This is a genomic window from Roseateles sp. (assembly GCF_039595595.1).
Taxonomy (GTDB): Bacteria; Pseudomonadota; Gammaproteobacteria; order Burkholderiales; family Burkholderiaceae_C; genus Roseateles.
The window spans coordinates 247,409-270,291 of the sequence record NZ_JBCNLG010000004.1; the positions used below are offsets into that span (position 1 = coordinate 247,409).

A 22,883-nucleotide genomic window follows, 5' to 3' on the forward strand; every position below is an offset into this window, starting at 1 on the left:
ACGCGGGCGACCCAACTCTGTCCGGCTGACGCGGGCGGATTGCGTCGTGCGAGATCACTCATTCGACGGGCGGTGCAAGGCCGTGCTTTTGGCGGTGTAGATATGTTCATCATTCTGGACAAAAAATGGATCGGATGGCTAGAATGATGAACATGCCAAGCAAGCCGCCCATTGTGTTTCCCCAAGAGCAGCGCATGCTCGCCCAGTTGGGCGAGCGCATCCGTCTGGCTCGATTGCGTCGCCAACTGAGCAGCGTTGCAGTGGCCGGACGAGCAGGCATTTCGCGCACGACGCTCTACAAGGTGGAGGTCGGCGACGCCGGTGTCACGATGGGCACCTATCTGCGCGTCTTGGCGGCGCTGGGCCTTTCCGGTGATCTGGACGCCGTGGCGGCGGACGACCGGGTGGGGCGGCGTCTGCAAGATCTGGCACTGGAGTCGCCCTCAGGGACGCCTCGGAGGCGGGCTGCCGCCAATTCCGCCCCTCGCTCCGGTTCTTCCGGGAAGGAGGAGTGATGGCGGATCGGGATGAGGTATTGGAGGTCTGGCTGGACGGGGATCTCGGCCCGGCGATCTTGGTAGGGCTGCTCACCCACGATCGCGGACAGGTGCGATTTCGCTACGAACGCGTCTGGCTGGAAGATCCTCGAGCGTTTGCGTTGGATCCAGATCTCTCGCTGGATGCTCACCCTTTCTTCCCGAAGCCCGAATGGGGGAATTTCGGAATCTTCCTGGACTCGTCGCCGGATCGGTGGGGGCAGACGCTCATGAAGCGCCGGGAAGCGCTTCAAGCGAAGGACGAGAAGCGTCCAGCGAGGACCCTTTATGCGTGGGACTTCCTGATCGGAGTCCAGGACTTCACGCGACAGGGGGCGTTGCGATTCCGGCGCGCGGGTGCACAGGACTTCCTCGGCAATGAAGGTCTTGCCGCGCCCCCAGTGACCACCTTACGCGAGCTGGAGTCCGTGGCCATGGCGCTCACGAGCCGGCGCCTGGACAACCTCGATGCACTGCGCCGATGGCTGGCGGTGTTGGTCGCGCCCGGCGCTTCGCTAGGTGGTGCAAGGCCCAAGGCCAATTTTTCGGACACGGACGGCGCGCTATGGATCGGCAAGTTCCCCGCGCGCGACGACGATCGGGACGTCGGAGCCTGGGAGTATGTGGCGCATGTGCTTGCGATGAAGGCAGGCATCGAAGTTCCGCCGGCACGAGTCGTCCGGCTGAACAGCGAGTTCCACACCTTCTGCGTACAGCGCTTCGATCGAGTCCACGGCAAGCGGCGTTTCTATGCTTCCGCGATGACGCTCCTGGGAAAGGAGCAGAGCGAGGGAACGAGCTATCTGGAGCTGGCTCAATTCATCCGGGAGCGTGGGGCAGGAGATCATGTGAAGAGCGATCTCGAGCAGCTCTTCCGGCGCGTGGCATTCAACGTCGCGATTGGCAATCGTGATGATCACTTGCGCAATCACGGCTTTGTCCTGGACAAGCTCGGCTGGCGCCTCGCGCCTGCGTTCGACGTCAATCCAAATGTTGACAAGGCGGAGCACGTACTCAACATCGACGACAGCGACAACCGGCCGGATCTGAAGACCGTGCTGGCTACGGCCGCCTTCTATGGGCTGGCCGAGGCGCGCGCGCAGGCGGTTGTTGAAGAGGTCGCCATTGCGGTTGATGGCTGGCGCTCCCAGGCCCGTCGCGCGCGAATCGCCGCAGCGGACATCGAGCTGACCGAAGCGGCGTTTTCTGCGCACGCGCAGTACCGCGGCAGCGCCGCTTGATCGCGGTGGTGCGCTTGTCCCGATCAGACACGCAGGCGATGCGCAGAACTTGCCTCAGAGGGAGATGGACTGACGCGCTCTCCACGGGCGCCGCTGAGGGGCTGCAAGAGTCTCTCAAGGCCTGCGGAGATCGTCTTGCGATCCGGAGTTCACAGCTCTGAATCGCTTGAACGTTCACGATGACATCTCTCTTGAAGGAGTAAACGCTATGGAATCTGTCGACGAGTCCCAAGCCGTCCCCCCCACGATTGACAACCACCACGAGGAGGGGCGTGGAGCCGCGAACAATCTCTGGGACACTGATGAGATTCGGCGGCGCCAGCTGGTGGAACCTGGCGAGATAGTCGAGACGAGGGATGCCGCTGATCACGCCATCGCGATTTCGGTCGCCGAGTTGACCGCGATGATGGCTGGCATAGCGGCGCGCGACGGCGGGGTGCCATCGCAGGGCTCGGCGCCGCCGCAGGAGATCCGGCCGACGATCGCCGCTCAGGCCTGAACGCGCGCGCTGGAGGCGCGGCGATTGCCTCGCGCCCCAGCGCTGTCACCGCGGGCGGGCCAGGGCCGCTGCTTCAGCCCTTCACCCCGCCCGCCGTCAGCCCCGACACGATCCAGCGCTGTGCCAGCAGGAACACCGCCGTGATCGGCAGCCCCGACAGCACCGCCGCCGCCGCGAAGTCGCCCCACAGGAAGCGCTGGTCGTGCAGGTAGTACTTCGAGCCCACCGCCAGGGTCAGGTTGGCCTCCTCGCGCAGCAGTACCGACGCGACCGGGTATTCGATGATGCAGCCGATGAAGGCCAGCACGAACACCACCATCAGGATCGGCACCGCCATCGGCAGCAGCACCAGCCGGAACGCCTGCCAGTGCGACGCGCCATCCACCTTCGCGTTTTCCTCGATCTCCACCGGGATCGTCTCGAAGTAGCCCTTGATGGTCCAGATGTGCGTCGCCACACCGCCCAGATAGGCCACGATCACGCCCGCATGGGTCTCGATGCCCAGCCATGGCACGAAGCTGCCGATGGTCTCGAAGATCGCGTAGATCGCCACCAGCGCCAGCACCGGCGGAAACATCTGCAGCAGCAGCATGCTGTTCAGGATCCCGCCCTTGAACGGGAACCGCAGCCGCGCGAAACCGTAGGCCGCCGTCGTCGAGATGCCCACGATCAGCAGCGCCGAGATCGTCGCCACCTTGATCGAGTTCCACAGCCAGGTCAGCACCGGGAACGGCGGCTGCACCAGCGAGCCGTCCGCCGCCTGGTACGGAATGCCCAGCGCCAGCTGCCAGTGCTCCAGGCTGATCGTCGTCGGGATCAGGCTGCCCGTGGCGAAGTTGCCCGGCCGCAGCGAGATCGACACCACCGCCAGCAGCGGGAACAGCGTCACCGCCAGGAAGAGCCACAGCAGCACATGCGCCGCGACGACGCGCCAGCGCGCCTGTTTGCCTCGAACGATGGCCATGGTCGGGTCCTCAGCGGTTGGCGTTGCGCATCAGGCGCAAGTTGAGGAGGGACATCCCTGCGACAAGGATGAAGATCAGCGTCGAGATCGCCGCCGCCAGGCCGAAGTCCGTGCCCGAGTCGCGGAACGCGATGCGATAGGTGTAGCTGACCAGGATGTCGGTCTGCCCGGCCGGAATCTTCGTCGACAGGTAGTCCGGCCGGCCATCGGTCAGCAGCGCGATCAGCACGAAGTTGTTGAAGTTGAACGCGAACGCCGACACCAGCAGCGGCGACAGCGGCTTGATGATCAGCGGCGCGGTGATCTTGAAGAAGTTGGTCAGCGGTCCCGCGCCCGCCAGCGCCGAGGCCTCGTACAGGTCCGACGGAATCGCCTTCAGCAGCCCCGTGCACAGGATCATGATGTACGGATAGCCCAGCCACACGTTGACGATCAGCAGCATCGTCCGCGCCAGCCCCGGGTCCGCGAACCACGCCGGCCGCACGCCGAAGAGCGCATCCAGGATCGCGTTGATCTCGCCGAAGTTCTGGTTGAACAGGCCCTTGAACACGAGGATCGAGATGAAGCCCGGCACCGCGTACGGCAGGAACAGCAACGTGCGGTAGACCGTGCGATAGCGCAGGTCCTCCCAGTTCAGCAGCACCGCCAGCATCATCCCGATCGCGGTGGCGAAGACCACCGTCAGCAGCGAGAACACCACCGTCCAGCCGAAGATCGACAGGAAGGGGCCGCGGAACTCCGCGTCGAACAGCATGCGCCGGTAGTTCTGCGCGCCGACCATCACCTTGTAGCCCGGCGCCAGATGCGTGCCGGCCGCTGTGCCCTGACCCTCGTAGTAGCCGGTGGTGGCGTCGGGGCGGAACAGGGCGCCATCGGCGGCGCGCTTGAGCGCGCCATCGGGCTGCTCCTCGAAGTGCGGCCGGATCGGGCCGAACTCGCGCAGGCCCAGGTAGCGCAGCACCGCCGCGTCGCCGGACGCGCCCGGCAGGCGCAGGCGCAGCTGCGCCAGCGCCTGGCGATGCGCGACCAGCTCCTTGAGCGTCAGCGCCGTGCCCAGCGTCGCGTCGGACGGACCGGCCGCTTGCATCGCGACCTCCACCGGCTTGTCGCCCTGGCGCAGCGCGAGCGGCGGCGACACGAACTGCGCCGCGCCGCTCGCCGGATCGCGCAGCACCAGGCGGAAATCCTTGCCCACGCCGTGCACGCTGTAGTCGCGCACCTCGTCGAGCACCGTGTCGTGCTGCTCGAGCAGGAACTCGCGCACGCGTTCCTGGCTCAGCAGATGGGCCGACGAGTAGTTGGTGAAGCCGATCTGCGTCGTGAACGCGAGCGGAAACGCGATGAACAGCAGCATCCCGGCCACGCCCGGGAACAGGTAGCGATACGCGAAGCCCGTCTTCGACAGATAGACCGCGAAGCCGGCGCCCGCCAGCAGCAGCACGCCGAGCGCCCAGGCGGTCAGCCCCGCCGCGTACAGCATGAAGACGAGGTACAGCGCCGCCAGGGCGAGCACCGCGATGGCGGGCCAGTAGAGCGCCTGGCCCAGGCGGTCCAGCGCGCCGGGCGGCTGGCGGGTGTAGGCCTGGGACAGCGGCGATCCGGACAAGGTGGCGGCGAGCGCCGAGGTCGATGCGGTCGTGGCGTTCATTGCTTCAGCAGCATCCGGCCGGAGGCGCCATCCAGCGCGTCCTTGGGGCTTTGCAGGCCGTTGGTGATCGCCTCCAGCGCCGCGTCCATCGCGGTCCAGAAGCGGCCCACCTCGGGAATGTTGGGAATGGCCTGGCCGGCGCGGGCGTTCTCCATGCTGGCGCGGATCAGCGGATTCACCGACAGCGCCTGGTAGAAGGCCTTGTTGGCCGGCACGCCGATGGGCACGTCGGCGTCGAGCACCCGCAGCGCCTCGGGCCGCATCAGGTGGCGCTCGATGAATTCGCGCGCGAGGTCCTTGTTCTTCGACGGCGCCGAGATCATGCAGCCCAGCACCCCGACGAAAGGCCTGGACGGCTTGCCCGCGATCACCGCCGGGATCGGCGCGACGCCGATCTCGATGCCCGCCTTGCGCGCGTTGTCCCAGGCCCAGGGGCCGGAGAGCATCATCGCGATCTCGCCGCGCGCGAAGCTCGATTCCATCTCGGCGTAACGCGCACCACGCGGCATCACGCCCTCCTTGATCAGGCGCTCGAGCATCCGCCCGGCGGCCAGCGCGCCTTCGTTGTTGACGCTGACCTGGCGCGGGTCGAAGTCGCCTTGCGCGTCACGCCCGAAGATCACGCCGCCGGCGCCCGCGAACATCGGCCAGCTGAAGAAGCTCTTGTTGTAGTCCCACAGGATCGCGTGCTTACCGCGCTTGCGGAGCTCCTGGTCGAGCGCGATGACCTCGTCCCAGGTCGCGGGCGGCTTGCTCACCAGCGCCTTGTTGTAGATCAGGCCGGTGGTCTCGATCGCGATCGGATAGCCCCAGTACCGGCCCTGGTAGCGGAAGGCCTGCCAGGCCGCGGCCTCGACCTCGTCGAACAGCGCCTTGCGCGGCTGCACCGGCGTCAGCAGGCCGGCCTTGGCCCATTCGCCGACGCGATCGTGCGGCCAGCAGAACACGTCGGGCCCCTTGCCGGCGCCGGCCGCCTGCGTGTACTTCTCGGGCGCGTCGACCGGATGCTCGACGACGACCTTCACGCCCGATTCGCGCTCGAACGCGTCGCCGACCTTCTGCAGCCCGTTGTAGGCCTTGTCGCCGTTGATCCAGACCAGCAGCTTGGGCGCGGTCTGCGCGGCGGCCTGCCCGCTTGCGCCGAGCAGCGCGATCGCCGCGAGCGCCGCGGCAGCCAGCTTCAGGCGTGTCGAAGGCGCCGTCATGCCGCGGCCTCGAGGCGCCTGAACGCCAAGCCCTGTGCGTCGAAGAGGTAGCAGAGGTCCGGCGGCAGGTGCAGCTGCAGCGTATCGCCGGAGCGCACGCGCTTGCGGCCGTCGAATTCGCAGGTCAGCGCGTCCTCGACGCCCGGATAGGCGCAGTACGCATGCGTGACGCCGCCCAGCGATTCGACGAAGGTCACCGTGCTGGAGATCAGGTTGGCATCGCCGCCGACCTCGAAGTGCTCGGGCCGCAGCCCCAGCGTCACCTTGTCACCGGCCTTGGCGCGCGAGGCGTCGACATGGGCGCGGATCACCGCGCCGTCGCTCAGCCGCAGCACCGCGTGATCGGCTGCGGCGCTGACGACCTCGGCCTCGATGAAGTTCATTTTCGGGCTGCCGATGAAGCCGGCGACGAAGAGGTTGTCCGGATGCTCGTACAGCTCCAGCGGCGTGCCGACCTGCTCGATCTTCCCGGCGCTCAGCACCACGATGCGGTCGGCCAGCGTCATCGCCTCGACCTGGTCGTGCGTGACGTAGACCATCGTCGTCTTCAGGTCCTCATGCAGCTTCGCGAACTCGTAGCGCATGCGCACGCGCAGCGCGGCATCGAGGTTGGACAGCGGCTCGTCGAACAGGAAGACCTCGGGCTTGCGCACGATCGCGCGGCCGATGGCCACGCGCTGGCGCTGGCCGCCCGACAGGTCCTTGGGCTTGCGCTCGAGCAGATGCTCGATGTGCAGGATGCGCGCGGCGTAGCGCACCGCGCGCTCGATCTCGTCCTTGGGCACCTTCGCCAGCTTCAACCCGAACGCCATGTTGTCGTACAGGTTCATGTGGGGATACAGCGCGTAGCTCTGGAACACCATCGCGATGCCGCGCTCGGACGGCGGCACGTCGTTGACCAGCCGGCCGCCGATGCGCATCTCGCCGCCGGTGATGTCCTCCAGCCCCGCGATCGTGCGCAGCAACGTCGACTTGCCGCAGCCCGACGGCCCGACGAAGACCATGAACTCGCCGTCCCGGATCTCCAGGTCGATGCCATGCAGGATCTTGGTCTCGCCATAGGCCTTGACCACGCTGTGCAGCTTCACATCCGCCACTTGGGTGCCTCCGCGCGCGCCCGGGAGGGCGCCGCCTGTCTCGCTCGTTGGTGTCGATCCATCGCCGGTCCGCATCCGCGTGGCAGCGGCACGTTCTTCGACGATGTCTGTAGAGAATATACATACCAAACGACCATTCCACAACGCGGCTTCACCCCGACGCGAGCTGTTGAATTGCATGAAATCAACGACTTGCGATGACTCTCGGGATAACCCGATGTAGTGAAACTACAGAAATTTCTTTGGCTTGAGGGATACTTCGTGCCATGACGACCGCTCCCATCGATCTGACCGCCGCCTTCCAGCAGGCGCTGCAACGCGAACTCCACATCGCCGGCACGGCGTCTGGCCCGCAGGCGCTCATGCGCGCCGCGGCGACGGCCTGCCGCGAGCTGCTTGGCCAGCGCTGGGCCGACACGCAGGCGGCTGACGCCGCGCGCGGCGATCGGGCCGAAGTGCGCCGCGTGCACTACCTGTCGATGGAGTTCCTGATGGGCCGCGCACTGGGCAACGCGCTGGCGGCGCTGAAGCTGGACGATACGCTGCGCGCCGAGTTCGAGGCCCGGGGCCAGTCCTTGCCCGACGTGCTGGAGCGCGAGAACGATGCGGCGCTCGGCAATGGCGGGTTGGGGCGGCTGGCGGCCTGCTTCCTGGATTCGTTCGCGGAGCTGGGGCTGCCGTCCTTCGGCTACGGCCTGCGCTATCAGTATGGGATGTTCGCGCAGGGCATCCGCGATGGCCGTCAGGTCGAGATCCCTGACGACTGGATGGCGCAGGGCAATCCGTGGGAGACCCCGCGGCCCGAGTTGCGCTACCCGGTCGGCTTCGGCGGCCATGTCGAGGTCAAGCCCGACGGCTCCCGCCGCTGGTGGCCCTCCGAGCACCTGGTCGCGCAGGCCTACGACTTCGTCGTGCCGGCGCACCACAGCGCGCGCGTCTCGACGCTGCGCCAGTGGCACGCGCAGGCTGCGGCGCCGATCGACTTCGCCGCCTTCTGCCGCGGCGACCACCACGGCGCGGCTGCGCACCGCGTCGCGGCGGACGCGCTCAACTGGGTGCTCTATCCCGATGACAGCACCGAGGCCGGCCGCGTGCTGCGCCTGAAGCAGGAGTCCTTCCTGGTCAGCGCATCGATGCAGGACCTGATCGCGCGTCACCTGCGCGAGTTCAAGTCGCTGGAGCGCCTGGGCCGCCTCAACGCGATCCACCTGAACGACACCCATCCCGCGCTGGCGCCGGCCGAGCTGATGCGGCTGCTGCTGGACGATCACGGCCTGGGCTGGGACGAGGCCTGGGCCATCACCCGCGAGGCGGTCAGCTACACCAACCACACGCTGATGCCGGAGGCGCTCGAGACCTGGCCGGTGCGCCTGTTCGAGCAACTGCTGCCGCGCCACCTGGAGATCGTCTACGAGATCAACCAGCGCTTCCTGGACGACGTGCGCCGCCGCTTCCCCGGCGACGTGGACCTGCTGCGCCGCGTCTCGCTGATCGACGAGGGCACGAACGGCGGTGAGCGCCGCGTGCGCATGGCCGCGCTCAGCATCGTGTGCTCGCACCGCGTCAACGGCGTCGCGGCGCTGCACTCGGAGCTGATGGTCAAGACCATCTTCGCGGACTACGCGCGACTGTTCCCGGACCGCTTCCACAACGTCACCAACGGCGTGACGCCGCGCCGCTGGCTGCAGCAGGCCAATCCCGGCCTGTCGGCGCTGCTGGACGCGCGCATCGGCACCGGCTGGCGCCGCCGCCTGGACGAGCTGGAGAAGCTCCAGCCGCAGGCCTCGGACCCCGCGCTGGGCGAGCAGCTGCTGGCGGTCAAGCGCGAGAACAAGCAGCGCCTGGCCGCGCGCATCCAGCGCGAGCTCGGCGTGACGGTCGACGTCGACAGCCTCTTCGACGTCCAGATCAAGCGCATCCACGAATACAAGCGGCAACTGCTCAATCTGCTGCAGGTCATCGCGCGCTACCAGGCCATCGTCGCGAACCCGCAGGCCGACTGGGTGCCGCGCACGGTGATCATCGCGGGCAAGGCGGCGTCGGCCTACGTGGCGGCGAAGTCCGTCATCCAGCTCGCGCATGACATCGGCCGCGTGATCCATGGCGATCCGCGCGTCGGCGACCGGCTCAAGCTGGTGTTCATGCCCAACTACGGCGTGTCGCTGGCCGAGGCCATCATCCCGGCCGCCGACCTGTCGGAGCAGATCTCCACCGCCGGCACCGAGGCCTCGGGCACGGGCAACATGAAATTCGCGCTCAACGGCGCGCTGACCATCGGCACCTGGGACGGCGCCAACATCGAGATGGCGCAGGCCTTCGGCGTGAAGAACATGTTCACCTTCGGCCTGAAGGCGGAGCAGGTGGCCTCGGTCAAACGCACCGGCTACGCGCCGCGCCGCATGGTCGAGGACCAGCCCCGGCTGCATGCCGTCATCGACGCGATCGCGCGCGGCGATTTTTCGCAGGGCGACACCGAGCGCTACCGCGTGCTGGTGGACCGCCTGCTCAACGAGGACTACTACCTGCTGATGGCCGACTTCGGCGACTACCTGCGCGCGCAGGGCGAGGTCGACGCGCTGTTCCGCGATCGCCGCGCCTGGGCCGAGCGCGTGGCGCTGAACATCGCCGGCATGGGCATGTTCTCGTCGGACCGTACGATCGAGCAGTACGTCGACCGCGTCTGGTCGGCCAAGAGCCTGCGCTGACGTCCCGCCGGCGCGCGATTCCCGAGGTTCCGCCCATGCCGCTGCTGCCTGAAGCTGAACTCGCGCTGCTCGCGCGCGGCGAGCACCCGCGCCCCTGGCTGTGGCTGGGCGCGCATCCGATGGCGCTGGAGGGCGCGGACGGGGTCCGCTTCGCGGTGTGGGCGCCGTCCGCATCGCGGGTCGCGGTGGTCGGCGACTTCAACGGCTGGCAGGGCGCGGCGCATCCGATGCGCCGCCGCGATGAGCACGGCGCCGGGATCTGGGAAGTCTTCGTGCCCGGCGCGGCGCGCGGCCAGTTCTACAAGTACGAGATCACCGGCCCGGACGGCGCGCTGCTGCCGCTGAAGGCCGATCCCTACGCCTTCCGCGGACAGCTGCGTCCGGACAACGCGAGCGTCGTCCACGAGCTCCCCGCGCCGCATCCGCTGCCCGCCGGCCGGGCCGCGCTGAACCGCTGTGATGCGCCGGTCAGCATCTACGAACTGCACGCGACCTCCTGGCGCCGGGAGCAGGGTGGCGGCCCGTTTCCCGATTCATTCCCCGATTGGGACTTCCTCGCCCGCGAGCTGCCGCCGTATGCGGCGGGGCTCGGCTTCACCCATGTGGAGCTGATGCCGGTCACCGAGTTCCCCTATGACGGCTCCTGGGGCTACCAGACGCTGGGCCTGCATGCGCCCACCGCGCGGCTGGGCGAGCCCGGCGGACTGCATCGCTTCGTCGCGGCCTGCCACGCGGCGGGACTGGGCGTGCTGCTGGACTTCGTGCCCGCGCATTTCCCCGAGGACCCGCATGGCCTGGCGCGCTTCGACGGCACGCCGCTGTACGAATACGCCGATCCGCGCGAGGGCTGGCATCGCGACTGGCACACCCGCATCTACGACTTCGGCAAGCCGCAGGTGCGGCAGTTCCTGTGCGGCGCGGCGCTGTTCTGGGCCGAGCGCTACGGCATCGACGGCCTGCGCGTCGACGCGGTCGCCTCGATGCTGTACCGCGATTACTCGCGGCCCGACGGCGAGTGGATCCCCAACATCCATGGCGGCAAGGAGAACCTCGAGGCGATCGCGCTGCTGCGCCAGCTCAACGAGCGGCTCGGCGCCGAGGCGCCCGGCGTGATCACGCTGGCCGAGGAGTCGACGGCCTTCCCGCTGGTGTCGGCGCCGGCCTCGGCGGGCGGTCTGGGCTTCCACTACAAATGGAACATGGGCTGGATGAACGACACGCTGCGCTATCAGCGCGAGCAGCCAGTCCATCGCTCCTGGCACCACGAGGCGATGAGCTTCGGCCTGGTCTACGCCTTCAGCGAGAACTTCCTGCTGCCGCTCTCGCATGACGAGGTGGTGCACGGCAAGGGCTCGCTGCTGGGCAAGATGCCCGGCGAGGACGGCGATCCGGGCGAGTCGCAGCGCTTCGCCAACCTGCGCGCCTACTTCGGCTTCATGTGGGCGCATCCCGGCAAGAAGCTGCTGTTCATGGGCCAGGAATTCGCGCAGCGCGCCGAATGGAACTTCGAGCGCGCGCTGCCGTGGGAGCTGCTCGACGACCCGCGTCACGCGGGCGTGCAGCGGCTGGTCGGCGACCTGAACCGGCTCTATCGCGAGCAGCCGGCGCTGCATCGGCTCGACGGCGAGCGCGATGGCTTCGAATGGCTGGTCGAGGACGATCGCGCGCGGTCCGTCTTTGCCTGGGTGCGCCGCGGCGGCGCGGGCACCGAGCGCGCCAGCGTCGTCGCGGTCAGCAACTTCACGCCGGTGCCGCATGCCGGTTATCGGCTGCCGCTGCCGCATGGCGGCGCCTGGCGCGAGGTCCTCAACACCGATGCCGCGATCTACGGCGGCAGCGGCGTCGCGAGCGGCGCGCACGATCCCGGCCAGCCGGCCATCGCGCCCGACGGCGATCCGGCCCTCACGCTGACCCTGCCGCCAATGGCGACGATCTTCCTGATGCCGGCCTGAGCCGGCACCACCGCCGATTTCCGGGCCATCCTCGCATGAGCGCTTCCTCCGCATTCCCCGATTCCATCGAGCCCGGCCGGCACGAGCCGCTGGGCGCCACGGTCCGCGATGGCGGCGTCAACTTCGCCGTGTTCTCGGAGCACGCGCATCGCGTCGAGGTCTGCCTGTTCGACGAACGCGGCACGGCCGAGCTCAAGCGCTATGCGCTGGAGGGCCCGGTCGACGGCCTCTGGAGCGGCTTCCTGCCTGGTATCCAGGCGGGGCAGCTCTACGGATTGCGTGCGCATGGGCCGCACGCGCCGTGCGAGGGCCATCGCTTCAACGCGAACAAGCTGCTGCTGGACCCGTACGCGCGCGAGATCGTCGGCCAGTTCCGCAACCTGCCCGAGGATCACGGCTACCCCTTCGGTCACCCGGAGGGACCGGCCGCCTTCGACGAGCGCGACAACGGCGCGACCGCGCTGAAGGCGCGCGTGGCCGCGCCGCTGCGCGGCCTCAGTCCGCGCGCGAACGCGCCGCGCCATGCGCCGCGGGACGTGGTGCTGTACGAGGTCCATGTGAAGGGCTTCTCGATGCGCCATCCGGAGATTCCGGAGGCGCTGCGCGGCAGCTACGCGGGCCTGGCGCATCCGGCCGCGATCGCGCATTTCAAGCGCCTGGGCGTGACGACGCTGTCGCTGCTGCCGGTGCAGTTCGCCGTCGACGAGCCGCACCTGTCCGGCACCGGCCTGCGCAACTACTGGGGCTACAACACACTGGGCTTCTTCGCGCCGGATCCGAGGCTCGCGTCGGGCGCCGTGCGTCATGATCCCGCTGCGGTCGCCGCCGAGTTCCGCGCGATGGTCCATGCGTTGCACGAGGCCGGCCTCGAGGTGGTGCTCGACGTCGTCTACAACCACACGCCCGAGGGCAACGAATGGGGACCGACGCTGTCGCTGCGCGGTCTGGATCAGAAGAGCTACTACCGCCTGCAGGCCGATGATCCGTCGCGGATGGAGAACCTCACCGCCTGCGGCAACACGGTCAACGTCGAGCATCCGCGCGTGGCGCAGCTGGTGCTGGACTCGCTGCGCTTCTGGGCCGGCGAGATGGGCGTCGACGGCTTCCGCTTCGACCTCGCGCCGGTCCTGGGCCGCACCGCGGCGGGCCACGATCCGCGGGCGGCGTTCTACACGGCACTGCGCCAGGACCCGCTGCTCGCGCAGGTCCATCTGATCGCGGAGCCCTGGGACGCCGGACCCGGCGGCTATCAGCTCGGCCGCTTCCCGGGCCGCTTCATGGAATGGAACGACAAGTTCCGCGACACGGCGCGGGGCTTCTGGCTTGGCCACGGCCCCGATGGCCAGGCCGTCGGGCGGGGCGAGTTCGCGCGCCGCTTCACCGCGTCGAGCGACGTCTTCCGCCCCGACCCGCCCACGAATGGGAGCGGGCAGCGCTCGCCGCTGGCGTCCATCAACTTCCTCGCGGTGCACGACGGCTTCACGCTGAACGACCTGGTCAGCCACGGCCGCAAGCACAACGAGGCCAACGGCGAGGACAACCGCGATGGCCGCGATGGCGAGCTGTGCGGCAACTTCGGCGTGGAAGGCCCGGCCAGCGATCCGGTCATCCGCCAGGCCCGCGAGCGCGCACGCCGCGCGATGCTCGCGACGCTGCTGCTGTCGCAGGGCACGCCGATGCTGTATTCGGGCGATGAGTTCGGCAACAGCCAGGGCGGCAACAACAACGCCTACTGCCAGGACAACGAGATCGGCTGGCTCGACTGGCCGAGCGCCGACGAGGCGCTGATCGCCTTCACCGCGGGCCTGGCGCGGCTGCGCCGCGAGCACGCGCTGCTGCGCCACGCCCAGTGGTTCGGCACGGCGGAAGGCGGCCCTTCGCTGCGCTGGTTCCATCCCGACGGCCACGAGATGCGCGAGCACGACTGGCACCAAGGCGGCCGTCACGCGCTGGCCGCGCTGCTGAGCGACGGCCGCGAGCGCCTGCTGCTGATGGTCAATCCCGGCGCGGTGCCGGCGCGCTTCGCGCTGCCGGCGGGCGAGGGCGCGCGCTGGTCGCTGCTGCTCGACAGCAGCGGCGAGCTGGCGCCCGCGCCGCTCGACGCCGGCGCGATGACCGCGCCGTCGCGCAGCCTGCTGCTGTGCATCGACCGCCGCTTCCAACCCCTTTGAGCGACCCCCGACGATCCTGAGCGACACCATGACGATCGACCTTCACAAGCGCCAATCCGGCGTCCTGCTGCACATCACCTCGCTGCCCGGCCCCAATGGCATCGGCGACTTCGGGCCCGAGGCCTTCCACTTCGTCGACTGGCTGCAGTCGGCCGGCCAGTCGATCTGGCAATGGCTGCCCAGCACGCCGATCGGCCCGGGCGAGAGCCCCTATCAAGGCGTGTCGGCCTTCGCCGGCAGCCCCTGGATGGTGGCGCTGGAGCCACTGGTGGAGAAGGGCTGGCTGGCCGCGCCGGCGCTGCCCGAGGGCGGCTTCGACGCGCACCGTGTCGACTACGGCCGCGTGCTGCCGTGGCGCGAGCAGCAGCTGCGCGCGGCCGCGGCCGGCTTCTTCGCCAAGGCGCTGCCGCAGGAGCGTCAGGCCTATGAGGACTGGTGCCTGTCGCAGCGTCACTGGCTGGACGACTACGCGCTGTTCATGGCGATCCGCTCGCCGCGCAACGGCCAGCCGTGGTGGGAGTGGCCGCGCGACCTGGCGGCGCGTGAGCCGCGCGCATTGGCGACGGCCCGCGCCGAGTACGCCGGCGAGGTGTCGTTCTGGCAGTTCGTGCAGTGGTGCTTCGATGTCCAGGCCGGCGCGCTGAAGGCCTACGCCAACCAGCGCGGCGTGCACATCATGGGCGACCTGCCGATCTTCGTCGCGCATGACAGCGCCGACTGCTGGGCCCGTCCCGACCTCTACGAGCTCGACGAGCACTTCCAGACCACGGTCGTGGCCGGCGTGCCGCCGGACGCGCTGTCGGCGACCGGCCAGCGCTGGGGCAATCCGATGTACCGCTGGGACAAGATGGCGCACGAGCACTTCGCGTGGTGGACCGCGCGGGTGCAGCGCATGCTGAGCTCGGCCGACGTGTTCCGCATCGACCACTTCCGCGGCTTCGCGGCCTACTACGAAATCCCCGGCGACAGCCCCGACGCGACCCGCGGCATCTGGAAGACCGGCCCCGGCAAGGCGCTGTTCGACGCGATCGCCAAATCGCTGGGCGAGCTGCCCATCGTCGCCGAGGACCTGGGCTTCATCACGCCCGACGTGCACGAGCTGCGCGACGCGCTGAACTACCCGGGCATGAAGATCCTGCAGTTCGGCTTCGGCGGCGACGGCGGCCACGAGTTCCTGCCGCACAACTGGCCGCGCGCCGCGGTTGCCTACACCGGTACGCACGACAACGACACCGTGCGCGGCTGGTGGAACCAGGCCAGCGCGCACGAGCGCGCCTTCGCCGCCTCCTACCTCGCCTGCGGCGACCACGACATCCACTGGGCCATGATCCGCGCCTGCGCCAACTCGGTGGCCAACGTGGCGGTGTATCCGCTGCAGGACGTGCTCGGCCTGGGCTCGGAACACCGGATGAACATTCCGGGCGTCCTCGGCGGCAACTGGGCATGGCGCTTCACCTGGGACATGGTCGGCCCCGAGCCGGGCCGCGTGCTGGGCCTGATCGCGGCGACCAGCGGGAGAGCCCCTATTGCCCTGGCGAAGCTCCCGGAGTGAAATGATCTGAAACCGCTTTCATAGGGGTTAGCGAGGGCGGCGATCGTGGGGCAGGGCCCCCACAATCGAAATCCGGGTAGACAACGTTGTCGGAGATCGGCGGACGCCGTGGCGTCCCGCCAGCGGAGACAGCGCGCGAGGAGCCGCCGATGAGCACGACCGAGATCTTCCTGATCGCGATGGCGATCATCTTCACCGTCCCCTATCTGGTGTGGCGGCTGGGCGGCACCGACTACGTGGCGCCACTCGTGGTGGTGCAGATCATCACGGGCATCCTGCTCGGCCCGGGCGTGCTTGGCCGCGCCTTTCCGGACTATTACGGGTTCGTCTTCAACCCGGCCGTGGTGCAGTCGCTCAACGGCGTGGCGTGGTGGGCGGTGATGCTCTTCGTCTGGATCGCCGGCATCGAGCTCGACCTGAAGAAGGCCTGGGCCCATCGCGTCGAGAGCGGCATCACCGCCGGGCTGGCGCTGGGCGTGCCGATGCTGCTGGGCGCGGGTGCCGCGCTGGTGCTGATGGGCATGGGCACCCAGTGGATGGGCGCGCGGGGCCAGTCCTGGCAGTTCGTCGTCGGTGTCGGCATGTCCTGCGCGGTGACGGCGCTGCCCATCCTGATCCTGTTGATGGAGAAGCTGGAGATCCTGCGCCAGCCGATCGGCCAGCGCATCCTGCGCTACGCCAGCCTGGATGACATCGCCATCTGGGGTGTGCTGGCGGTGATCCTGATGGACTGGTCGCGGGTGGGGAAGCAGGCGCTGTTCCTGGCGGCCTTCGCGGCGGCGACGGTGCTGTTCCGGCGCCTGATGCGCGCGATCCCGGCGCGCGATCGGTGGTACGTGGGCCTGATCTGGCTGGCGGTGTGCGCGCTCGGAGCGGACTGGTCGGGGCTGCACTACATGGTCGGCGCCTTCCTGGCTGGCGTCGTGATGGATGCCGAGTGGTTCGACCAGGCGCAGATGGATGCGCTACGGCATCACGTGCTGCTGGTGATCATGCCGGTCTTCTTCCTCAGCACCGGGTTGCGGACGCAATGGGGACTCGAAGGCGGGGAGGTGTTCCTGGCGGCCGGGTTGCTGCTGGCGGCGTCCGTGGGCGGCAAGCTGCTCGGGACCCACATCGCGGGACGGGTGCTCGGATGGGCCCCGGGCGAGGCCGGCATCATCGGCTGGCTGCTGCAGACCAAGGCGCTGATCATGATCATCTTCGCCAACGTGCTGCTCGACAAACAGATCATCACGAGCGAAACCTTCACCGCGCTGCTGCTGATGGCTGTCGGCTCGACGATGCTGACCATCCCGGTGGTCGCGCCGCGGCTGGCGCGGATCAGGGAGCTGGTGTTCCGGGCCAGCTGAGTCGAGGCCTCGCCTCGCCGCGGGACGACGGCCGCCGGCGTGCGTCAGTGGCTGAAGCGGCTGGAGAGGGGCCGAGGGCTCAGCGCGCGAACGCTGCCGCATGCGCCATCACGGGCGCCTGAGCCATCAGCGCCACCGGTGCGACGATCGCGGCCTGAGCCGCCGCGCTGACCACGACGGCTGCCGTGGCGGACCAGGGGAGTCCGACGCGCGCTTCGGAGAGCAGCCGGGCTGGCGCCTCGATGGCGTTGGGGATGATGCTCAGGAACTCGTCGGCGCGGGCGAGCTCGATCTCCTGTTCCGACATGCCGACGAACACGTGCGCGAAGCCGCGTTCGATCGCGTCGAGCGCGGCCTCGGTCGCGCGGCGCCAGCGCTTGACGGCGGCCACGTCGGCGCGGGCGGCCGACTCCGGCACGGGCCAGCGCGGATCGCCGCCGGTCACAGCCTGCGCGGCATGAAAGGCGTCCACGACGCCGGCCGGTCCGCCCAGCCGGGCATCCAGCACCTGGCTGGCGATCACCCGCGCCAGATCGCGCTGGTGATAGGGGACCATGACTCTCTCGAGGATGACTTCATAGCGGCGCATGACGGTGTTCCTTGGTGGCGGGCTGCTCAATGGGAGGAAGGAGAATACTGGATGGACATACAGTATTCAACCAAGACCATGGAGGCAGAAGCCGGGGTGCTGCCAAGCGCTGTCAGCATGAAGAACGCCCCCGCCGGTGACCCGGACGGGGGCGGGGCGGACGGTCCTCGGAGGGCGGCGGCCTGGGCCGCGCCTTCCGCCGTCAGCCGCTTACTTCAAGCCGTTGCCCATCGCCTTGGCCAGCGAGCCCGTCGGGTCGTCGCCCGAGAACTCCCAGAAGAACGCGCCGCCGAAGCCCTTGGACTTCACGTAGCTCATCTTCTCGGCGATCTGCGCCGGCGTGTCGAAGCTCCAGAAGGTCGTGCCGTTGTAGATCCACTGTGCGCGGCTCTGGCTGTCCACGTAGCTGGTGTAGCCGGTGAGGTTCTTCAGGACCTTGTAGTCCTCGTTGCCCGCCTCATACGTGCCCGGCGCCGCCGTGCCGGTCTGGTACAGCCCGTTGTTGGCCTTGGGCACGTTGGTCCAGCCGCGGCCGTAGAAGCCGATGCCCACGTTCAGCTTCGAGGCCGGCACGCCCTTGTTCAGGAAGGCCTGCATCGCATCGTTCGTGTTGTACGCGCGGACATCCCCGGTCGACGGATCGGCCGTCGAGCCATACAGCGCCGAGTGGAATCCGGTGATCGGATCCCAGCTGCCGTGGAAGTCGTAGGTCATCACGTTGATGAAGCTGAGGTAGGGATGGAACTTGTCCGGATCGAACTGCCGGATCTTGTCCACGCCCGCTGGCGCCGCGATCGTCAGCAGCAGGCCCGGACGCACCGCGTCGAGCTGCTTGCGGAACTCCGCCATCAGGCCGGTGAAGTTCTCCCGGTCCTCCGGCGCGCCGCAGGCCAGGCCGCAGGCGTTGGGGTACTCCCAGTCGATGTCGATGCCGTCGAACACGCCGGCCGCCGCGCCCGCGCCGCCCGCGTTGTCGGTCACCGGCAGGTTGCCCTTGATGTAGGCATCCACGCAGCTCTGCACGAAGGCCGCGCGGTTCTCCGGCCGCGCCGCGCTCGAGAAGCCCCGCGACCAGGTCCAGCCGCCCAGCGAGATCAGCACCTTCAGCTTCGGATACTTGGCCTTGAGCTTCTTGAGCTGGTTCCAACTGCCACGCAGCGGCTGGTCCCAGGTGTCGGCCTTGCCGTCCACGCTCTGGTCGGCGCCATAGGCCTTGCTGTAGTCGGCGAACGCGTCGCCGCCGGCGCCGGTGTTGGGGTCGCTCGGCACCGTCAGGCCGACCTCGCAGCGGTTGTTGCGCACGTTGCCGAAGGCGTAGTTGATGTGCGTCAGGTTGGCCGCCGAGCCGCTGGTGTCGATGTTCTTCACGTGGTAGTTGCGGCCGTAGATGCCCCACTGCGCGAAGTAGCCCAGCAGCACCTTGCCGCCCGCGGTCTGCGCGTCGGTCTTGACCGTGATCGGCGCCGAGGGCTGGGATGCGCCCGCCTGGTTGAACGCGCTGACCGTGAAGGTGTAGCTGGTGTCGGGCGTCAGGTTGGCCACGCTGGCGCTGGTCGCCGCGCCCTGCGCCACCTGCGTCGCGCCCTGGTTGACGCGGTACTGCACCGTGCAGTTCGGGCCGGCCGCGACCGCGTTCCAGGCCAGGTTGACGCTGGTGGAGGACTTGGACGGCGAGGTGAGGCCCGAGGGCGTCGCCGGCGCCGCGGCGCAGTTGCCGCTGGCGGTGCTGGTCAGCAGCGCGGCGCTGGCGGCCGAGACGTTGCCCGCCTTGTCCTTGGCGCGCACCTGATAGCTGTACGAGGTGCCCGCGCTCAGGCCGCTGTCGGTGTAGCTGGTGGCGGCCGGCGAGGCGATCAGCGCGCCGCCGCGCAGCAGCTCGTAGTTGGCCACGCCGCTGCCGGCGTCGGTCGAGGCGGACCAGCTCAGCGTGATGCTGCTGGTGGTGATGTTGCTGGAGCTCAGGCCGGACGGGACGCTCGGGGGCGTCGTGTCGCCGCCGCCGGTGTCGCAGGCCCCCAGCGATTTCCAGACGTCCCATTGGCCGGAGTGCGTGGCCGGCGCTTCGTTCTGGGTCCACCACTTCGCCTGGTAGGCGACGTTGTTCTGCTTGGCGTAGCTGTTGGAGGTGCCGGTGTAGACCGCCGAGGCGGACCACTCGGGCACGTTGCTGCAGTCATAGGCGTGGGCGCTGCCGGCAGCCATCGCGGCAGCCAGCGCGATTGCGCCGAGCTGAGCCAGTCGGTTCGTCATGTCGAGCTCCTGAAAAGGAAGTTGGGGGGGTGGGTGGGGAGGTCCTGGAAATCACGGGCGCGCCGTGGCCGCGGTCTTCGCGGCCGTGGCGGCCGGCACCGCGCCGCGGCGCGCCTCCTGCGCCAGCGCATAGCTGCGGCCGCCGAACGTCACGGTCCAGTTGCTGGGCATGGGCATGGGCAGGTAGTAGTTGATCGTCACGGTGACGCTGGCGCCGGGGGGCAGGCTTTGCCAGCCAGGCAGCTTGAAGCTGGCGCGGTGGAAGTCGTTCTTCAGACCGCCGACGTTGTTGCCCGCCGCGTTGGAGCCGTTGCTGATCACCGTCAGTCCGAAGCCGCTCTGGTCCGTGACCGTCGCCGGGATGGCGGTGGGGACGTCGAACTGGAACTCGGTGCCGCCGGGCAGCGTCGTCGTGCTGTTGTTGGTCAGCGTGAGCTTGGGCGTGATGGGGTAGTTGCTGTCGCCCAGCGCGAAGCCGCTGAGCGCGAAGCCGATGTCCAGCGTCTGGGCGGGCAGGCTGGCCGGGGTCAGGCGGTTGCCGTAGGCGCTCGCGGTCTTGAGCTTGTCGTAGAGCAGGCTCGTCAGCGTGTTGCCGATGAAGTACTCGTTGCGGGCGGTGTTGAACGCGTAGTCGCCAGCGAATTCCCAGAACATCACGCCGCCGATGCCGCGGTCCGCGACGTACTGCGCCTTGACGCCCAGCGACTGCTCGTCCTCGATGCTCAGGAACACCTGCTTCTGCGCGTTCCACAGCCACGGCGCCACCAGCGTCGCGTCGTAGTGGCGGACATAGCTGCCGGTCAGGCGGTCGGCCGGGTTGCCGGCCGGATCCAGGCCGTAGGCGGCCAGGTAGCTGCCCGCGCGGCCCGAGGCCAGGTTCATCGTGTGCCACAGCGGGTTGGAGCCGGCGGGGACCTCCTTGCTGGCGACGTCCAGGTCATGCCAGAGGTTGTCGATGCCGATCGCGCCGTTGCCGCACTTCTGCACGGTGCCGCCGCCAGTGCCGGCCGGGCACTTGCTCTGGTCGGGCAGCGCGGCCTGGCCGCCCAGGCCGTTCGTGCCACCGCTGACCCCTTGCCAGCCGCGGGTGTAGTAGGGCACGCCGATGTTGATGCGGCCCGCCGGCATCGCGCCGCGGAAGTAGTGGTAGGCCCAGTCGGTGTTGAGGTAGCCGATGCGGCCGTACTGGCTGCTCGAGTAGTAGTTCCAGGCCGACAGCTCCGCGTCCTTGCCGTCGTCGTACAGCGCCGCGTTCGGGCCGACGAACTGGTTCCAGGCGCCGTGCAGGTCGTAGCTCATGATGTTCACGTAGTCCAGGTACTGGGTCACCTGGAAGGCCTCCATCCCGCGCAGCAGGTAGCCGGAGGAGGGCGCCGCGATCGTGAGCAGGTAATGGCGCTGGTCGGTCTGGCTGGCCGCGTCCAGCTTCGCGCGCAGCGTGCGCATCAACACCACGTAGTTCTTCATCAGCGCCGCGCGGCGCGCGTTGCTGATCGCGAAGTCCACCGGGTTGCCGGCGTCCTTCATGCTGGTGGGGTACTCGTAGTCGATGTCCACGCCATCGAAGCCGTACTGCCGCAGGAAGGCCACCGCCGAATCCGCGAAGGTGTTGATGCCGGCGGTGTTGGCCGAGCCGTCGGCATTGGTCGTCATCGTGTAGAAGCCGGTGGTCTCGGCCCAGCCGCCGACCGAGATCAGCGTCTTGACGGCCGGGTACTGCTTCTTGAACTTGTTGAGCAGGTTGAAGTGGCCCTTGTAGGCATAGGCCGGGTCCATCTCCGCGCCCGCGGTGCCGGGCCAGGTCAGGCCGGTGGCGGGGTTGGCGGCGTCAGCGGTATTGCCGACGGAGATCCTGTTGGCCGCATCCACATGCGCGAACGCGTAGTTGATGTGCGTGACCTGCGCCCAGGGGATCTGATGCGCGAGGAAGGCGGGCTGGCCGGTCTTGCCGGTGCGCCAACTGGTGAAGTAGCCGATGATGCGGCGCGGCTTGTCGGCGCCCATCTTCTCGCGGCCCTGGTCGTCGTAGACCTTGCAGTAGGCGGGCGCGGTGCCGGCGGTGGTCACCAGGCCCTCGGGGCGGCAGCGCTCGTCGCCGGTGACCTGGCCCTGCACGGTGATGCGCACGGCGCTGCTCTCGGTGGTCGCGCCCTTGTCGTCGGTGGCGCGGGCGGTGATGTCGGCCACGCCGGCGCGCGCGGTCCAGCTCACGCTGAAGGGCGCGCTGGTGTCCTCGGCCACCAGCGCGCCGTTGACGTAGAAGCCGACCTTGGCGACCGAGCCATCGCTGTCCGCCGCGGTGGCCGACAGCGTGACCACGTCACCCGCCGCCGGTGAGCTGCCCGCGCCGGGCGAGCTCAGCGTCACCGTCGGCGGCTTGTTCGTGCCGCCTCCGCCGCCGTCACAGGCGCCCAGCGGCTTCCACACGTCCCACTGACCGGAGTTCGTGGCCGGCGCATTGTTCTGCGTCCACCACTTGGCCTGGTAGGCATTGCTGTTCTGCTTGACGATCGCGTTGCCGTTGTAGGCCGTCGCGGCGCTCCATTCGGCGACGCTGCTGCAGTCGTAGGCCGAGGCGGAGTTGCCGGCCAGGGCCAGCATCGCCGGCAGCAGCCATGGCAGCGCCGGGTGGGGCAGGGGGCGAAGTCTCATCGTTGTCTCCTGAGCAGGTGTTGTCTTGGTGGTCGATCGGTCACTGCGGGATGAGCGCGGCCGCGCCGTGCGGCTGCGGACGCAGCGCGGCGGAGACGGTCGTGCTCGGGAAGAAAAAGCGCCGGCGGGTCAGCCGGCGAACCGGGCGGCCGGTCGGACCCGGCCGCCAGGGCCGGCGCTCAGGCCGGCCACTCGGGGGCAGCGGAGGAGGGGAGAGGCGCGGCGGGCGCGTTCAGGCGCTCGGCGGCGCGGTCAGCGGTGCGGGCAAAAGCGCGTGCAGGCATGGAGTCACTCCTCGCTGTCGACAGGCGGTCCGCGGCGATGCAAGTCCGCGGCGTCCACGAGATCGGTACCGCTGCTGATCTCATAGTGGTATGCAATGTAGATACCACTCGCACACTCATCATTCAGGTTAACCCTCGGATGAGGGGTAACGTGTCGTAATGATGTCGTCAATGCGGTGTAAGGAC

15 protein-coding genes are annotated in these 22,883 nt (G+C 68.8%); 8 read left to right on the forward strand and 7 right to left on the reverse strand.

The genetic code is table 11. The annotated features are described in order from the left end of the window. The first annotated feature begins 152 nt into the window (after positions 1-152). The 3 genes from ABDW61_RS08055 (at position 153) to ABDW61_RS08065 (ending at position 2,276) form a co-directional block, all read left to right on the forward strand. Positions 153-515 (forward strand): helix-turn-helix transcriptional regulator, encoded by a 363-nt coding sequence (locus tag ABDW61_RS08055; protein WP_343637918.1) that lies wholly within the window; start codon positions 153-155, stop codon positions 513-515. Then, entirely contained in the window at positions 515-1,777 is a 1,263-nt protein-coding gene (locus ABDW61_RS08060) for a HipA domain-containing protein (RefSeq protein ID WP_343637919.1), read from the forward strand. The genes ABDW61_RS08055 and ABDW61_RS08060 overlap by 1 nt, the downstream gene beginning before the upstream one ends. A gap of 208 nt (positions 1,778-1,985) precedes the next feature. Continuing rightward, entirely contained in the window at positions 1,986-2,276 is a 291-nt protein-coding gene (locus ABDW61_RS08065; protein WP_343637920.1) for a hypothetical protein, read from the forward strand. Between the two features lie 73 nt (positions 2,277-2,349). Here ABDW61_RS08065 and malG read toward each other — a convergent pair whose 3' ends face one another. Genes malG through ugpC form a run of 4 tightly spaced genes read right to left on the reverse strand, consistent with a single transcriptional unit; the run spans position 2,350 to position 7,190 of the window. Beyond that, positions 2,350-3,240 (reverse strand): maltose ABC transporter permease MalG, encoded by an 891-nt coding sequence (gene malG / locus ABDW61_RS08070; protein WP_343637921.1) that lies wholly within the window; start codon positions 3,238-3,240, stop codon positions 2,350-2,352. A gap of 10 nt (positions 3,241-3,250) precedes the next feature. Beyond that, a complete protein-coding gene (gene malF / locus ABDW61_RS08075) occupies positions 3,251-4,888 on the reverse strand; it encodes a maltose ABC transporter permease MalF (protein WP_343637922.1) in 1,638 nt (545 codons plus the stop codon). Then, positions 4,885-6,093 carry a maltose/maltodextrin ABC transporter substrate-binding protein MalE gene (gene malE / locus ABDW61_RS08080; RefSeq protein ID WP_343637923.1) on the reverse strand — a complete coding sequence of 403 codons (1,209 nt, stop codon included), beginning with the start codon at positions 6,091-6,093 and terminating at the stop codon, positions 4,885-4,887. The genes malF and malE overlap by 4 nt, the downstream gene beginning before the upstream one ends. Next, positions 6,090-7,190 carry a sn-glycerol-3-phosphate ABC transporter ATP-binding protein UgpC gene (gene ugpC / locus ABDW61_RS08085; RefSeq protein ID WP_343637924.1) on the reverse strand — a complete coding sequence of 367 codons (1,101 nt, stop codon included), beginning with the start codon at positions 7,188-7,190 and terminating at the stop codon, positions 6,090-6,092. The genes malE and ugpC overlap by 4 nt, the downstream gene beginning before the upstream one ends. A 266-nt stretch (positions 7,191-7,456) precedes the next feature. On the opposite strand from ugpC, the gene ABDW61_RS08090 reads away from it, so the two are divergent. From ABDW61_RS08090 to ABDW61_RS08110, 5 genes are all read left to right on the forward strand, one after another. Continuing rightward, positions 7,457-9,895 carry a glycogen/starch/alpha-glucan phosphorylase gene (locus ABDW61_RS08090; protein ID WP_343637925.1) on the forward strand — a complete coding sequence of 813 codons (2,439 nt, stop codon included), beginning with the start codon at positions 7,457-7,459 and terminating at the stop codon, positions 9,893-9,895. A 35-nt stretch (positions 9,896-9,930) separates the two neighbouring features. Further along, a complete protein-coding gene (gene glgB / locus ABDW61_RS08095) occupies positions 9,931-11,847 on the forward strand; it encodes a 1,4-alpha-glucan branching protein GlgB (protein ID WP_343637926.1) in 1,917 nt (638 codons plus the stop codon). Between the two features lie 35 nt (positions 11,848-11,882). Further along, positions 11,883-14,018 carry a glycogen debranching protein GlgX gene (gene glgX / locus ABDW61_RS08100; protein WP_343637927.1) on the forward strand — a complete coding sequence of 712 codons (2,136 nt, stop codon included), beginning with the start codon at positions 11,883-11,885 and terminating at the stop codon, positions 14,016-14,018. 28 nt (positions 14,019-14,046) lie between these two features. Continuing rightward, positions 14,047-15,570 (forward strand): 4-alpha-glucanotransferase, encoded by a 1,524-nt coding sequence (gene malQ / locus ABDW61_RS08105; protein WP_343637928.1) that lies wholly within the window; start codon positions 14,047-14,049, stop codon positions 15,568-15,570. 149 nt (positions 15,571-15,719) lie between these two features. Next, the gene (locus tag ABDW61_RS08110) at positions 15,720-16,922 is read left to right on the forward strand and encodes a cation:proton antiporter (protein WP_343637929.1); all 1,203 of its coding nucleotides are present in this window, start codon (positions 15,720-15,722) and stop codon (positions 16,920-16,922) included. A gap of 79 nt (positions 16,923-17,001) precedes the next feature. On the opposite strand, the gene ABDW61_RS08115 is transcribed toward ABDW61_RS08110, so the two are convergent. The 3 genes from ABDW61_RS08115 to ABDW61_RS08125 all read right to left on the reverse strand — a co-directional run bounded on the left by ABDW61_RS08115 (position 17,002) and on the right by ABDW61_RS08125 (position 22,413). Beyond that, positions 17,002-17,511: a hypothetical protein gene (locus ABDW61_RS08115; protein WP_343637930.1), complete on the reverse strand. Its 510-nt coding sequence runs from the start codon at positions 17,509-17,511 to the stop codon at positions 17,002-17,004. 210 nt (positions 17,512-17,721) lie between these two features. Further along, positions 17,722-19,761 carry a glycosyl hydrolase family 18 protein gene (locus tag ABDW61_RS08120; RefSeq protein WP_343637931.1) on the reverse strand — a complete coding sequence of 680 codons (2,040 nt, stop codon included), beginning with the start codon at positions 19,759-19,761 and terminating at the stop codon, positions 17,722-17,724. Between the two features lie 51 nt (positions 19,762-19,812). Continuing rightward, the gene (locus tag ABDW61_RS08125) at positions 19,813-22,413 is read right to left on the reverse strand and encodes a glycosyl hydrolase family 18 protein (RefSeq protein WP_343637932.1); all 2,601 of its coding nucleotides are present in this window, start codon (positions 22,411-22,413) and stop codon (positions 19,813-19,815) included. Positions 22,414-22,883: the final 470 nt, after the last annotated feature.